This window comes from Paenibacillus mesotrionivorans (assembly GCF_046098205.1).
GTDB classification, from domain to species: Bacteria; Bacillota; Bacilli; order Paenibacillales; family NBRC-103111; genus Paenibacillus_AR; species Paenibacillus_AR mesotrionivorans.
In genome coordinates this window covers 205,655-220,352 of record NZ_JBJURJ010000009.1, presented here as the reverse complement: position 1 = coordinate 220,352, position 14,698 = coordinate 205,655, and the positions used below count along the sequence as shown (strand labels likewise).

Sequence of the window (14,698 nt, the reverse complement as noted above, 5' to 3'; positions counted from 1 at the left end):
TCCTACTCCCTCCTCCCTAGAATCATTCGCGTCAATAACCTTTGAACGAGTTCAATTGCTTTTCTAGGGCCTGAATATCTTTTTTCACTCTTGCGATTTCTTGCGCAATCCCGCCCAGCCTGCGTGCCGCCTCCAGAGGGTCATGCATGCTTTCGGCTTCCAGGCGTTCTTTCTCTAATTGCTTCAGACGCGGATAAAGCTTCAGATAACCGATATAATCAGGAAGCGCCCGCAGCGCAGGCTGCGAGTCGGTCATGGATAACGACGCTGCCGCGCGTTCCAGCGTCTCGTCCTCCAGGCCCGCCATAAACTTGCTGATGTCCGGCTCATTGCCTTGCGCATAATAGGCATATAAATAAGCGGCAAGAGCCGCGTGAAGCTCTGTGGAAAACCCGTCCCCCAGCTCCTCCTGGACCTGCTGGGCCGCCTCCCGGTCATTAAGCATAGCCGCAAGAATCGAAATCTCCGCATGCTCATGGGCGGGAAGAACAGACACTTTATTCCTGTTGTTTCCATTATTCCTAATATTATTCCACGATTGTTCCGGATTATCCCCAGGCTCCCGTTTTTTCAACAGATCCTGGCGGTATCCGTTCATCTGCTGGGTCAGATTGTCCGCTGCATAGGGGAATTCCGACGCCAGCTCCTGGATGTAGTGCTCACGCTGGTAAGGGGCATCCAGCTCCGCTACCAGCTTCAGGGCGGACTCTATGTATCGGAAACGTCCGTCCACATCCGTCAGATTGAAGTTTTTGCGGATGTATTGAAGCTTGAACTTGGTGGAGGTCAGCGCTCCTTCAATAATCTCCCGGCGGAAGCGCTCCCCGCCAAACTGGGTAATGAATTCGTCCGGGTCCTGCCCACCGGGCAGCCAGGCCACCTTCACGTGAAAACCTTCCTTCTCCAAAAGCTCAATGCTCTTGAAGGCCGCATTCTGTCCGGCCGGGTCTCCGTCATAACAAAGCAAGGCTTCATCGGCATTCCGGCGCAGCAGCAGGGCATGTTCACGGGTCAGGGCCGTTCCCATGGACGCCACACCGTTCTGAATACCCGCCTCCCATACCTTGATGGCATCCACATATCCCTCCAGCAGCACCACCGTGCGGGACTTGCGGATTTGGGGCCGGGCCTGGTGGAAATTGTACAAATTGCGGCTTTTATTGAAGAGCGGGGATTCCGGACTGTTCATGTACTTAGGCTGAATGTCCCCCATCGCCCGTCCGCCGAAGGCGATAATCCGCCCCTTCTGGTCATGGATGGGAAACATAATCCGGTCACGGAATTTGTCATAATAGCCCGAACCCTCACGGTGCGAAAGAAGGCCGCCCTTCTCCATCAGTGCCAGGTCGAAGCCGCGTTTCCCGAGAATCTCCGCCAGCTTGTCCCGCATATTGGGCGAGTAGCCCAGCTGGAAGGTCTCTATGATCCGGTCATTCATTCCCCGGCTCCGCAAGTAATCCAATGCGGGCCTGCCCTGCTCCGTATTCAGCATGATGTAATTATAGAACTTCGCTGTGAACTCATAGGCGTCATATAGTGCCTTGGCTTCCGCCTGCTCCTTGGTCTGCTCCGGCGTTACCGGAGCCCAATCCACCGGAATATGCGCTTCCTCCGCCATCTGACGGACCGCTTCGCCAAAGCTCAAACCCTCCACTCCCATGATGAAATGGATGGCATTGCCTCCCGCGTGGCAACCGAAGCAGTGATAAATCTGCTTCTCCGGCGTGACGGTAAAGGACGGGGATTTCTCCGAATGGAACGGGCACAGACCCTTGAGATAATGGCCCTGCTTCGACAAATGCACATGACGGCCTACTACATCCACAATATCGTAAGCCTTCAGAACAGCCTCGATCACCTCATCGGGGATACGTCGGTTCAAAGCATAACCACCTTCATTCCAATTGACAAGTATAACTTATTCGCGCTCCCCGTTAATTTTCCTGCAAGGATTGCAAAAGTTTTGTCAAAGAATGTAGAAATCGTTCCCGGTCTTCTGCGGTAAAAGGCTTAGGTCCTTTGCCGTAATGCCCGTTTCTGCGCTGTTTGGCGTGTTCATGCCGGGTTTCCAGCAGAAAATCAATGTTGCCGTTGGTGTATTCCTGCCCCCGGTTGGACAGCACATACGCGCGTTTCGCCAAGCCGATCGTCGCCAACCCAAAATCCTGTGTCACCAGAATGTTGCCCGGAGCCAGATGATTGGCAATATACAAATCTGCCGACTGATCAGACCGGTCTACCTGCACAACAGTTACGCCGGGCTCCTCCGTGAGCCGGTGATCCAGGGACGCCACCATCAGCACTTGCGCGTGAAACTGGCGGGCTGCCTTGATAATCTCCGGTTTGACGGGGCATGCGTCGGCGTCAACAATAATGGCAAGCGGCTTCGTCAATTCTCTCACCGCCCTTGTTACGGATTGGCAATACTTCCGTAATATTATATACGATGGGGAAATAAAAAATCCTGCCTATTCCGCAAAAAAAGCTTGACTAACGGAGCGGAATTTGTTCCATGATGATTCCCGCCGTTTCCTCCACCGCTTTATTGGACACGTCAATCACCAAACAGCCCAGCTTCTTCATAATCGTCTGAGCATGGGCCAATTCCTCGTTTATCCGCTGCACCTTGGCATAAATCGCCTCTTCCCCCAACCCCAGCGCCTTCAGCCGCTCCTTGCGGATTTCGTTGAGCTTGTCGGGATTAATAGTCAGGCCGATAATTTTGGCGGGATTCACGGTAAACAGCTCCCGGGGCGGAACCAGCTCCGGCACCAGGGGAACGTTGGCGACCTTATAGCTTTTGTGGGCCAAAAACATGGACAAGGGAGTTTTGGAGGTGCGGGATACTCCGGCCAGCACAATATCCGCCTTGATGACGCCGGTGGCATCTCTTCCGTCATCATACCGGACAGCGAATTCCACTGCCTCCACCTTGCGGAAATAATGCTCATCCAGCTTATGGATGATTCCCGGCTCGTGGCGGGAGCGCTGGTTGAGCGCTTTTTCCAGGCTGGCGATAATCGGCCCCAACAGATCGATGCAGATGACCTGATTTTCGGTGGCCCGTTCCAAGAGGTAATCCCGGAGCTGGGGAATCACCAAGGTGAACACGATTACGCCTCCGCAGGCAGCCGCATCCTTGATAATCCGGTCAATGCCTTCGGTTGTATGTATGAAGGGTCTGCGCTTTAATTCAATGGCTGCCGGCAAAAATTGGACAATCGCCGCTCGGACGACGGATTCTCCCGTTTCCCCCGCCGAGTCTGACACCACGTACACATACTGGATCTTTTTCCTGTCGGGCAATGGAAATCACCCTTCCTTTCCACATTCATCCTTTTTTCTCAGCCAAAAAAGGCTCCTGTTCCTGCGTCTGCCAGCAAGCTGCCAAGCACAGGAATAAGAGCCCGTTGTCTCACGGTTCCACCCTTATTTTGAAGAAAAAGCGGCATCGGCCAAGATCGTAACAAATTCCCGGTTTCCTGTCAAACTCCTTTATTCCATCCCGTACTTCTCCATTTGGTCAAGGAAGCTCCGGGATTTCCATTTGGTTTCCATGTACATGTCCATCATGCCGCGCATACATCGCTTTAATTGAGCCTGAGTTACGGGTTTGACGTCAATCTCCCCCAACCGCCGCAAATCCATGGTACGGAACAGACGGAGCAGCTTCAATGTTCCCGCTCCCAGCACAATTCCCTGGGGATCCTTAAGTCTACAGCGCGGACAAAGAATGCCTCCCGCCGCAATGCTCAACGCCATTTCCCCTTCCTTGCTGCCGCAGGATACACATTGGTCCAGCTCCGGCATGTAACCGGACAGCACCAGCATATGCATTTCCATAATGTGGGCAATGATATGGGGCGGCTTGTCTCCGGCAATTCCCTTCAAGGCGGCCAGCAGCTGTTCAAAAAGCGGTGCATTGGGCTCCATTTCTCCGGTGAGCTTCTCCACCATTTCTACTATATATGCCGCGTAAGCCCCTTTCATGAGATCTTCCCGCAGCTTATGGAAGGAGTCCGTTATTTCCGCAGCATTCAGTGTTCCCATGTGGGCGTTTTTGTAGATCACAAATTCCCCGTATGTAAAAAGCTGCGTGACGGCCCCGTGGCGGCTTTTCAGCTTTTTGGCCCCCCTGACCATCACGCTCATTTTCCCCGCTTCGCGGGTGTATACGGATATGATTTTATGCCCTTCCCCGTAGTCCATGCTCCGGGTGACAATTCCTTCAACCTTATACAGCATGGGCATCTACTCCTCACGAGCTGTCGGGAAACATTCGCGACAGTCTCTAACGCTTGGCTGCCCGTATTAGACCACCGCTTCTCCCTCTTCCTGCTCCTGCAGCTCCTCTGTCGGCGCCGCGGTTTCCTCAGGTGTCAGGCTCTCCTTGTACAGCAGGTACGCATTCACATCTCCCGTTTTCGAAAAATAGTTCCACGAGAAGTCTCTCATCTGTACCATCCTCTCCTACCGTCTGTGAATTGCCCACAGTTGTAGGATTGGAGAAAAGCGGTGAGTCTATCCGAAGCAAGTATTGGGTATTCGAATCCCCCCTTCCCCCTTTGGCCAAAGGGGGAGACTTGGGCGCTGCCGCCCCAAGACCTCGGCAAGGGTTTTCGGAGTGTCGCGGGTGGGCCGTCTTCGATGGGGGTGTGGGCGGGAGGAGCGCTTCCGTTCCCGTTTGGTAAGGTTTGCCCGCCCATGGGTTGGGGCGGGCAAATCTTACTTGGGCGGGAACACGCTGGAAGTTGGCGTTCTTCCGCGGCGTTTTGCCCGTGGGGGGTGCAGCGGCAGGCGGGTGGGAGGGGCGGTGGAGGAGGGAGCCGCCTCACGCTGCCGCGTGACGCTCAGGGGTTTAGACCCTTAAAACCCTAAAACCTTAAAATTCAAACCCTTTTCGCTCACATCGTTTTGCTGGTTCGCTCTCCGGCTGCTCCCCGCTCCGCTCTTGGCCGGACCTCAAACCCCTTAAACCCTAAACCCCAAACCCCAAACCCTAAACCCTAAACCCTAAACCCTAAACCCTAAACCCTAAACCCTAAACCCTAAACCCTAAACCCTAAACCCCAAACCCCAAACCCACAAACCTTAAACCTTTCGCTCACATCGCTTTGCTGGTTCGCTCACCGCCTTTTCCTAACGGCGGTGAGAGACGCTATTTGCCCCAAAACTTGGGGTTGCGAAATCTAACGGAAGCAGGAGCCTTTATTGGGCCAATAATGGGCTTGCGACGCGGCTTTCGGCCCATATAACGGCTGTGGCCGCCGTTAGATTTTCTCAAACGACATTTTCGCCTAAATAAAGGCTTTCACCGCCGTTAGATGCGGCCGATAGACTCACGCCCATCACCAGCAAGGAAAAGCCGGGGACAGACGTCGCCCGTCGCCCGTCGCCCGCTGCTCCCCTGTTCCGCCCGGTCCCCCGCTTCCGCCCTGCGGCCTCTCCACTGCTTCGGCTCTGGCCGGTCGCTTTAGCTCATATCGCCACCACTGCTTCGGCCTCCGGCCGGTCGCTATCGCGCCTACCGACATCACCGTCTGTCCTTTGGCCAATTCGGCAAAAGCCGCCGCTTCGGTTACTCTTTAATCACAGGGTACCAAAGCTCATACGTATATTTTTCTTTGGGGAAATCATAATCAAAATACACTTCCACATCCGGAATGGAGTTATCCGCACGCCTGTAGCCGGAGGAGGGAAACCATTCCTGCCATACACGGTTTACCAGCTCCATCAATCCGCCTTCGGCCTCGAAGATGGCCCAGGTCGCCTCAGGGATTTCTATTGTCTCCAAGTCCCCAACATTGTCATTGACCGTTGAGACGGCGATGTAATAATTGAACTGGTGCCCCCCATCGAAATCGGCGCACAACCCCATCATCCCCTCTGGTTTACCGCCGGATTGGGCAATGATTTTGTTGTACGTTTCCCGGGGAAGCTCCCCCCAAAAAGCAGGAACCCGATTTTCCACTGCATTCGTTTGGAATGTCTTCTTTACCCCTGCAACCTTAAACGCCGGCTTCTTTTCAATCCTGCACTTCATATTAATCTCTCCCTTAATAGTAATTTGGAAGGAGATTCGCGGATAGGCAGCAATAAAGATGTTCCGGCTTCTTGCATATTGGGGGGACGCTTTATGTTGATTTTGAAAAGCACGGTTAAATGCTGTTGGCGAAGAATAGCCGTATTTCATGCCAATGTCGATGATTTTCTCATTGCTGGTCTGCAGCTCCAGAGCCGCCAGCGAAAGACGCCGACGTCTGATGTATTCGTTGAGCGTAATTCCGGCCACAATGCTGAACATGCCTGACAAATCATTACGGCTGCAAAACGCCAGCTTAGCCGCTTGATCCAGATCCATGTCCTGATCCAGATGCATCTCAATATAATCAATGGCCCGATTCAACCGAATGCTCCAATCCACTCCTCTCACCTCCTGATTACAATTTTAGGAAAGTGAGGATGGAATGTCCTCTCCTCTGCCACTTAAAAAAGAGAGGATTCCGGTGTATCCGTTCGCTGGCTTTAATCGTGTCGGAAGCCCAAATCCTTCAGCACCCGGTCCTGGTTGCGCCAATCCTTTTTCACCTTGACCCAAAGCTCCAGGAAGCATTTGTTGCCCAGCAGCTTCTCGATATCCAGACGGGCCAGCTTGCCGATTTCCTTCAACAAAGCGCCGTTTTTGCCGATGATGATGCCCTTCTGGGAGTCCCGTTCCACGAAGATAACCGCGGAGATATGAACCAGTCCGTTGTCCTGCACCTTCATATCCTCAATGGTGACGGCGATGGAGTGAGGGATTTCCTCACGGGTCAGGTTGAGAATTTTTTCCCGTACCAGCTCGGCGCACACGAACTGCTCCGGATGATCGGTAACCTGGTCTGCGGGGTAATACATCGGCCCTTCATCCAGATAACGCGTTGCCTGCTCCAACAGGATGTTGACGCTGGTGCCCTGTTTGGCGGAAATCGGCACGATTTCGGTAAAGGGATAAAGATCCTTGTACTGCACGATAATGGGCAGCAGTTCTTCGGGCTGCACCTTGTCGATTTTGTTCATCACGAGGATAACAGGGGTTTTGACCTGCTTCAGCCGTTCGATAATGTACCGGTCTCCGCCGCCCAATCCTTCGCTTACATCCACCAGGAAAAGAATGGCGTCCACCTCATTTAAGGTGCCCTCCGCGACCTGCATCATATAGTTGCCCAGCTTGGACTGGGGCTTGTGGATACCCGGCGTGTCCAGGAACACGATCTGGGCAGTGTCGGTGGTATACACACCGTGAATTTTGTTGCGGGTAGTTTGAGGTTTGTCCGACATGATGGCAACCTTCTGTCCCACCACCCGGTTCAACAGGGTGGATTTGCCCACGTTGGGGCGCCCGATAATAGCGACAAACCCGGATTTAAAGCCTTTTGGCATATATTTGATTCCTCTCATGGTGAAATTTCGGTGTATGGTGTAACAGGTGAAACAGCTTTCTTACTCGGCTTCCTTAAAGTCGCGGGAGGTGAAGGCACCTGGCAGCAGCGCCGCCACGGTGGTCTCCTGGATGTCACCCTTCAAATTGGTGAGATATACGGGCATATCCGGCCCGCACAGCTCACTCATCACTTGGCGGCAAATGCCGCAGGGGGACACCGGGTCCTCCGTATCCGCAATGACGGCTATAGCCTTGAAGCTGCGCGGGGCATGCCCGTCGGCCACCGCCCGGAAAACCGCCGTGCGTTCCGCACAGTTGGTGGGACCATATGCGGCATTTTCGATGTTGCAGCCATGATGAATATGTCCGTCTGCATCCAGCAGTGCCGCCCCCACCCCAAAGTGTGAATATGGGACGTATGCTTTTTTGCGGGCCGCCGCCGCTTCTTCAATAAGCTTGTGCACAAACTCAGGAACTGCCATATCTTCATCCCTCCGTCATTGGTTTATTGCTTATCAGCTATCCGAAATGCAAATCTGCAGTTATTTTCTCCCGGAATCTCCGTTTTGTCCATTCATCCTGCAAATCTGCAGTTATTTTCGTTCTTATGGCCTACAACAAGGGTTTTTGCGGAAAATAACTGCACTTTTGCAGGATAGGCAGCTCCAGCCGCGCCATATCGGTTACCGGACTGCACTTATGCATTTGGGGCGCCACGCACCATCCTATCCCCCCAGAAAAAAGGCCAGCACCGTCAGCACCGCTCCCAGCAGCCCGCCTGCCAGAATTCCGGCCAGGGAGCGCCCCTGTTTTTCATAAAGCATCACCAGGAACATGCCGCACATCACCAGGGCCAGCAATCCCACCAGGGTGTCCCCGCTTTTGAGGGTAATCAGGGTGCCCAGGGATACCGCCAGGGCCATCCACAGGCTGGGCTTCAGCTGTCCGCTGGCCCGGAAGCGGGTGCGCACCACGATCACTGCCAAGGCTACCAGCGCCAGATACAGCCAGACGGAGCCGATGGACAGCGGCACATCGGGATGTTCCCGGTGCCGCACCCACCGCTCCACCGGGGAGTAGAATACCGCCACTCCCACAGCGGCGGCAAAAACCGCCGTCACCAGCACCGCGGCGGCTGCCACATCCTTGGCAATTTTGGCCAGGGGGTGCAGGTCGGGCATGGCGAGATCGACGGTTTTTTCGATTCCGGTATTAATCAGCTCAGTCACAATAACAAGAGTGATAGCCAACAGCAGCAGCAGCACATCGGTCCGCGGCAGCCGGAAAAACAAGGCCGACACCAGCACGGCAAAGGACGCAAAAAAGTGGAACTTCATATTGGGCTGCGTCGACAGGGCGTACTGGATGCCCTCGTAGGCATGGCGCATGCTTTTTAACCAGCGGACCAAAGGATTCAACGGGTGATCCCTGCCTTCGCCAGAATCTCTTCCTGCTTTCCGAACATGATTTTTTCGTCTTCCTCGGTCATATGGTCATAGCCGATGAGATGCAGGAAACCGTGGACGAACAAAAATCCGATTTCCCGCTCTGCCGAATGTCCATACTCCTCCGCCTGGGCCAACGCTTTCGGAATGGAGATAACAATGTCACCCAGGGGTTCGGCCAGCAGATTCTCCGGCTCCTCCTCAAACTCCTCCAGCGTCTCCTTCCCGCCGTCGAGAAGCCCCAGCTCCGACATTTCCTGCAGCTGCTCCAGCTCTACATCCTCGAGGTTCTCATCGTCATAATAGATGGGAAGCTCATCCTCTGTGGATTCGGTCATGGCGAAGGACAGCACGTCCGTAGCCTTGTCGATGCCCCGGTAATCCTTATTCAGCTGGCGGATGGTTTCATCGTCCACAAAGGACAGCGCCACCTCGCCGGAATCCACCTGCTCCAACTCCCCCGCCAACCGGAGCAGCTCATTCAGCATATCCATTAAAGCAGGTGTAATCTCATAGGCTTCCTGATCATTGTTGCATTCCAGATATAGGTTCAAGGGTATCATCCTTTTTCTCTAAATGTTCTTTATGTTAGCCAGCCCTTAATGGGGGCTCCCCCAAAAGTAATCGGAATACGCTACAAAGCAAAACGTCACTTTTGGGGGTAATTTATCGGGGGCTCCCCCAAAAGTAATCGGAATACGCTACAAAGCATCACGTCACTTTTGGGGGACTATTTGGAATGTCCGCCGGATACTCAATACGGGAGTGGAAAATGCCCAGCAGCGTTTCGTTCAGGGCCTTCGCTACCGTATCCAGCTCCTTCAAGGTCATATCGCACTCATTAAACTGGCCGTCATCCAGCCGGCTTTTGATGATTTTCTGGACCAGGGAATCGATCTGCTCCACCGTCGGGTTGCGCAAGGACCGCACGGCAGCCTCCACACTGTCGGCAATGCCCACAATCGCCGATTCCTTGGACTGGGCCTTAGGGCCGGGATAGCGGAAATCCTCCTCGCGGATTTTGGCCTTTCCTTCCTCATCCGCCTGCTGCATGGCTTTATGGTAAAAGTATTTCAGCAGGGTCGTACCGTGGTGCTGCTCGGCGATATCCCGGATCTGCTTGGGCATCTTATGCTCCTTCAGCATTTCCACCCCGTCCCGCGCATGGGCCACAATGATGGAGGTGCTTAAGGATGGCGCGATGCTGTCATGGGGATTCTCGATATTCTGCTGGTTCTCAATGAAATAGCTGGGCCGTTTGGTTTTGCCGATATCATGATAATACGAGCCTACCCGGCACAGCAGTCCGTCGGCCTTGACCGCCTCGGCTGCCGCTTCCGCCAGATTGCCCACCATAATGCTGTGATGGTAGGTGCCCGGTGTTTCCGTCAGCAGCTTCCGCAGAAGCGGGTGGTTCGGATTGGACAGCTCCACCAGCTTCAGGGGCGACAGAATGCCAAAGGCCGTTTCGAACACCGGCATCAGCCCGATAACGAAGATGGCCGTAATCAGGCCACCCGCAATGGTGAAGGCACTGGCAAAGGCGATATCCTTCACCGTATAATGGCTGTCCAGCAGGAACAGGATCAGCATCCCCACCAGTCCGAAGAGGGAAACAATCGTACCCGCCTTCAGAATGGAGGAGCGCTGGCTGGCCTTATGCAGGGAATAAACGGCTGCAAAACAGATCACAATGGACAAAAACCCGTACCGGAAATCAAACAGAAACTCCGGCTGGTTGTTGAAGATCACACTGGCGACGATACTGGTCAGAATGGAAACCACAAAAGCCAGACGGTCGTTCATCAACAGCACCAGCAGCATGGTTCCCAGAGATACCGGCGCCAGGAAGCCGATAAACGGATAATCCAGGGTTTGCCCCAGCGCAACCAGCTTCATGACCAGATAATTGACAAACATGATGGCACCCAGCATCAGAAGCTGCGCATTGTTGCGGCCTGCCAAAGAGCCTGTGTGCTCCAGGTATGCGTACAACCCCACCATAATCAGGGCGACCATAAGCCAAAGTCCGATTTGCGGCCAATGGGTTCCCTTATCCTTCAACAAATCCAGCTTGGCCAGACGCTGGTAGATCTCCTCGGATATCATATCCCCCTCGGCCACAATCACATTCCCCTTCTCAATCACAACCTGGGGAGTGGCTTCTCTGGCCTCTGCCTTGGCCTTATCCGTGGCATCCGCATCAAAGAAGGAATTTGGGGTGATAGAAAAGCGGGCGATCTCCTGGACCAGTTCCCGCTGTGTATTCTTCGTCAGGTTAGAGGAATTGACCAGCTCCGTTACCTTGGAGCGTGCTGTAGCCGCATCCAAAATTTGTTCGTTCATCAGCTTCTGAACGATTTCCAGGGTAACCGGCTGCATGGCGGCCAGATCCTCTTTGGACAGAAGAGGCAGCTTGTAATACGCCTCCTCGGGAATTTTGTAGATCTGCTCCTTCATTTTGGCGCCGGTTTCCTCCTGGAGCTTGGCGCCGTACAGGCTGTTGCGGCCCATGCCGCTTACGGTCTGCTGGATAAAATCGCTCATCACCGATGGAAACACATCCTTATACAGGCTGGTTTTGGTTTCCTGGGCTAAGCTGGAATTGGCATTGTTGGCGATCAGCTTCTCGTACAGCGCATCGATCAGCGTGTCATTGCGCAGGGAAATCATTTTGTAGACGGGCGTCACCTTGGCCGCCGCCTCGTCCCTGGCTTTTTGGGTTTCCTTCTCCAACGGGAACTGCTGGGGCGCCCGGATAGTGCTGCTTGCCGGGGTATTGGGCACGATATCATAGGTTTTGGGCACCAGCTTGTCGGCCAAAATCAGATACAAAAGCACCGCAAACAACGCGAACAGCAGGAAGCGCACGCTTCCCGCCTGCTTCCACCCTCCCGGGCGGCTGCTGAAATTCGCCTTGGCTTTCATACTGTTACGCATCATGAATAGTGTCATTCCCTTCCTTATCGAAGAAGTCCTTGAAGCAGGGCAAGGCCCGCTTCAAGGCTTCCGGAACATGACCCGACCCAGTTTTAGGGCGCGTTTTTTTCCGCATCCTCCGTGTAAGCGACGATGATCTTCTGCACCAGCGAGTGGCGCACTACATCCTGCTCGTCAAAATAGATAAACCCGATCTCCTCCACCTGCTTCAATATCCGGTCCGCTTCCATCAGGCCGGACTTCTTGCCACGGGGAAGGTCGATCTGGGTTACGTCCCCTGTTATTACCATCTTGGACCCGAAACCTAACCGGGTCAAGAACATTTTCATCTGCTCGGGAGTGGAGTTCTGGGCCTCATCCATAATGATGAACGAATCGTCCAGAGTCCGTCCCCGCATGTACGCCAAGGGGGCAATTTCGATGGTTCCCCGCTCCAGGGACTTGGCCACCTGCTCGGGTCCGAGAACATCGTTTAACGCATCGTACAAGGGGCGCAGATAGGGGTCCACCTTCTCCTGAAGATCCCCGGGCAGGAAGCCCAGATTTTCACCGGCCTCCACCGCAGGACGGGTCAGCACGATCCGCTTCACGGAGCCTTCCTTCAGAGCCACCACCGCCAGCACCACAGCCAGATAGGTTTTGCCTGTACCGGCAGGGCCGATGCCGAAGACGATGTCCCGTTTTTTGATCAGATTCACATACTTCTTCTGGCCGATGGTTTTGACACGGATGGGCTTGCCCCGGTGGGTCACCGTAATTTCACCCTTGAACAGCTCCAGAAGCTGATCGGCCATCATCTGCTTGGACAATTCCACCGCGTAGGAGACATCCCGCTCTGTCACGGCATAATTGTTGCGGACCAAAGCAAGCAGCACCTCGAACAGCTGCCGAAGGGACTCCAGCTCCTTCACCGGCCCTTGAATGGTAATCTCCGCCTCCCGGGAGAAAATCCGGGCGTTGGTTTCCTGCTCGATAATATGAAGAAATTTATCCTGGGGCCCGAACAGGGCCAATGCCTCTTGAGCATCCTTTACCTGAATTCTAATGGTGTCTTCCTGCTTGTTGTGTTCTGTCAAATGTCTCATTCTCCTTGGACGATAGCTAATTCTTCCGAAATGGTTTCCTCCACCTGGAAAAGCACATTCATATACACTTTACCATTGTCGGTCTTCTCTTGCAAAACATTGTAAGAAACGAACCGGGCATCCTTGCCGGCATGCATTAAAATATCTGCCTTGGCCCGTTCCATTCCTGCCGCCCTGGCCGCTTCAGGCCCTTGTGTCCCGCCGTCCACACGGGTTTCCAGAACCTTCTCCTTGATCCAGCCGAAGGGCAGGCTGTAGCTTTTCCACCCCAGCGCCGTACGGGCCTCCCGCTTGTCCGACGACGCATAATCCTCCTTGCCGTAGCCGGTGAGCTGGAGGGCCCGTCCACCCAGAACCAGATAGAAGCGGCTGAAGCTCTCTCCGGTGTACACCATATATTGCGGGGCAATAGGAATCTCCAGCTTGGATTCGTACCATACAATGCCGCGGACGCTGCCCTCCGCCGGCACCACCTGCCGGTTCACCTCGTCGCCGATGATCCCGGAGATGAGGATGTCCCCTTTTTTCACATAGCGGTTGGGCTCCACAACGGGTTTGCCCTTGGTGGAACGCACCTCGGTCACCACAGCACTTTTGGACGCCACCAGATGGCGCGGGCTTAAGAGCTCATGCTTTTCCGGCTTGGCGGCCTCCACCACCTTAATGACAATGCGGGTGCCCTGCCGTTCGATCCCGATCCAGGAGATATCCGGCAGCTCTCTGTGCAGGTCCCGGGCCATTTCGTCCATGGGCGGGAGCCGGAAGGTCCATTGGTACGGTTTGATGCCCTGGAGCTTGGCAGCCTGCAGAATTTCATAGGTGGGCACGGTGTCATTGCCCTCCACCTCCACCTGCCACACCAGGGAGGACAGCAGGTAGATGCCAATGAAGAAGCCGATAATCCCCACTGCAAAAAATTTCCGCCTCTCCAGGCGCCCCAGCATAAAGGGCACACCCTCCCGCTTTTCTACGTGAACCCGGCAGCCTGTCTCCTTCAGAAGCGGCCGCATTCGAAAAAAATCCTTCAACACCAGATTAGCGGTGGCCGTCCGGGGGCCAGTGAGGCGGATATCCCAGATCTGGAATTCCAACCCTGCCGCTTTGTTCAGGAAGAGCTCAATCTCCCCTCCTCTGATGGTAACCCTCACATAACCGCGAAGCTTTCGGATAAAAAGCGGCTGCATGTCTCACACAACTCCTTACGTTTAGGGAATGTATTCCAACCCGCGGATGATGCCCTCCACCAGCACTTCCTCCGCCATAATGGTCCGGATGCTCAAGTTGCTCCCGGTGATTTCCACCTTTCCCCGGGACAGGGCCAACAGCAGGCGATCTTCGGAAAAATGAAGCACACCCCGGTGATTCTCGATTAGCAGTCTGAGATTACCGATCATGGTCAAGCGGGGTATATCCTGGGCGATATCCTCCGGAATATCCAGGATTCCGGCGGTCCATTGATCAAGCTTTTTGCGGATGCGGCGCATGGGCGTGGTTCTCCCTCCTAAGCTGGTGCAGCTGTCTCGTAAACACAATCGTATCGTTACAGCCTATGCGCGGTCCCGCGGGATTATGAAGCCCGGGGCCTGTCCGGGCAATCTATCGGCGAAGGTGTTTTTCAAGGAGGGGAGGCTGGCGGTTCACAATGGTTGGAATGCAAAACGCTCACCAGTGGGATGGGAAGTGGCCGCAATGCAGAAGAACGGAGTTGTGGAGGTGGCGTATTGAATTATGAAGAGTGGAGTTGTGGCGGTGGGGAGAGCGACAGTGTGAGTGACGGTAGAGAGTGACGGTGGGGAGTCATGGAG

14 protein-coding genes are annotated in these 14,698 nt (G+C 54.4%); all 14 read right to left on the bottom strand.

Features of this window, described 5'->3' with window-relative positions; translation table 11 throughout:
* Positions 1 to 31 precede the first annotated feature (31 nt).
* The 14 genes from dnaG to yqfC all read right to left on the bottom strand — a co-directional run bounded on the left by dnaG (position 32) and on the right by yqfC (position 14,377).
* Entirely contained in the window at positions 32 to 1,882 is a 1,851-nt protein-coding gene (dnaG, locus tag ACI1P1_RS15575) for a DNA primase (protein ID WP_416217332.1), read from the bottom strand.
* A gap of 52 nt (positions 1,883 to 1,934) precedes the next feature.
* Positions 1,935 to 2,393 (bottom strand): YaiI/YqxD family protein, encoded by a 459-nt coding sequence (locus tag ACI1P1_RS15570; RefSeq protein ID WP_416217331.1) that lies wholly within the window; start codon positions 2,391 to 2,393, stop codon positions 1,935 to 1,937.
* A gap of 97 nt (positions 2,394 to 2,490) precedes the next feature.
* Complete coding sequence (locus ACI1P1_RS15565) at positions 2,491 to 3,306, bottom strand: pyruvate, water dikinase regulatory protein (protein ID WP_416217330.1); 816 nt, start codon at positions 3,304 to 3,306, stop codon at positions 2,491 to 2,493.
* 189 nt (positions 3,307 to 3,495) lie between these two features.
* Complete coding sequence (gene recO, locus ACI1P1_RS15560; protein WP_416217329.1) at positions 3,496 to 4,245, bottom strand: DNA repair protein RecO; 750 nt, start codon at positions 4,243 to 4,245, stop codon at positions 3,496 to 3,498.
* Positions 4,246 to 4,311: 66 nt separating this feature from the next.
* Entirely contained in the window at positions 4,312 to 4,455 is a 144-nt protein-coding gene (locus ACI1P1_RS15555; RefSeq protein WP_416217328.1) for a YqzL family protein, read from the bottom strand.
* A gap of 1,123 nt (positions 4,456 to 5,578) precedes the next feature.
* Positions 5,579 to 6,424, bottom strand: a complete 846-nt coding sequence (locus tag ACI1P1_RS15550) for an AraC family transcriptional regulator (RefSeq protein WP_416217326.1) — start codon at positions 6,422 to 6,424, stop codon at positions 5,579 to 5,581.
* Between the two features lie 101 nt (positions 6,425 to 6,525).
* Positions 6,526 to 7,422: a GTPase Era gene (era, locus tag ACI1P1_RS15545; RefSeq protein ID WP_416217325.1), complete on the bottom strand. Its 897-nt coding sequence runs from the start codon at positions 7,420 to 7,422 to the stop codon at positions 6,526 to 6,528.
* 60 nt (positions 7,423 to 7,482) lie between these two features.
* Positions 7,483 to 7,905 (bottom strand): cytidine deaminase, encoded by a 423-nt coding sequence (gene cdd / locus ACI1P1_RS15540; RefSeq protein WP_416217324.1) that lies wholly within the window; start codon positions 7,903 to 7,905, stop codon positions 7,483 to 7,485.
* Positions 7,906 to 8,148: 243 nt separating this feature from the next.
* Positions 8,149 to 8,841 (bottom strand): diacylglycerol kinase family protein, encoded by a 693-nt coding sequence (locus ACI1P1_RS15535; RefSeq protein ID WP_416217323.1) that lies wholly within the window; start codon positions 8,839 to 8,841, stop codon positions 8,149 to 8,151.
* A complete protein-coding gene (gene ybeY, locus ACI1P1_RS15530) occupies positions 8,838 to 9,422 on the bottom strand; it encodes an rRNA maturation RNase YbeY (protein WP_416217322.1) in 585 nt (194 codons plus the stop codon). Before ybeY ends, ACI1P1_RS15535 begins: the two co-directional genes overlap by 4 nt.
* Before the next feature lie 157 nt (positions 9,423 to 9,579).
* Positions 9,580 to 11,811, bottom strand: a complete 2,232-nt coding sequence (locus ACI1P1_RS15525) for an HD family phosphohydrolase (protein WP_416217321.1) — start codon at positions 11,809 to 11,811, stop codon at positions 9,580 to 9,582.
* A gap of 89 nt (positions 11,812 to 11,900) precedes the next feature.
* Positions 11,901 to 12,884, bottom strand: coding sequence for a PhoH family protein (locus tag ACI1P1_RS15520; RefSeq protein WP_416217320.1), 984 nt, complete (start codon positions 12,882 to 12,884; stop codon positions 11,901 to 11,903).
* Between the two features lie 5 nt (positions 12,885 to 12,889).
* On the bottom strand, positions 12,890 to 14,077 hold the full coding sequence (gene yqfD, locus ACI1P1_RS15515; protein WP_416217319.1) for a sporulation protein YqfD: 1,188 nt from the start codon (positions 14,075 to 14,077) through the stop codon (positions 12,890 to 12,892).
* A 21-nt stretch (positions 14,078 to 14,098) separates the two neighbouring features.
* Entirely contained in the window at positions 14,099 to 14,377 is a 279-nt protein-coding gene (gene yqfC, locus ACI1P1_RS15510; protein WP_416217318.1) for a sporulation protein YqfC, read from the bottom strand.
* Positions 14,378 to 14,698: the final 321 nt, after the last annotated feature.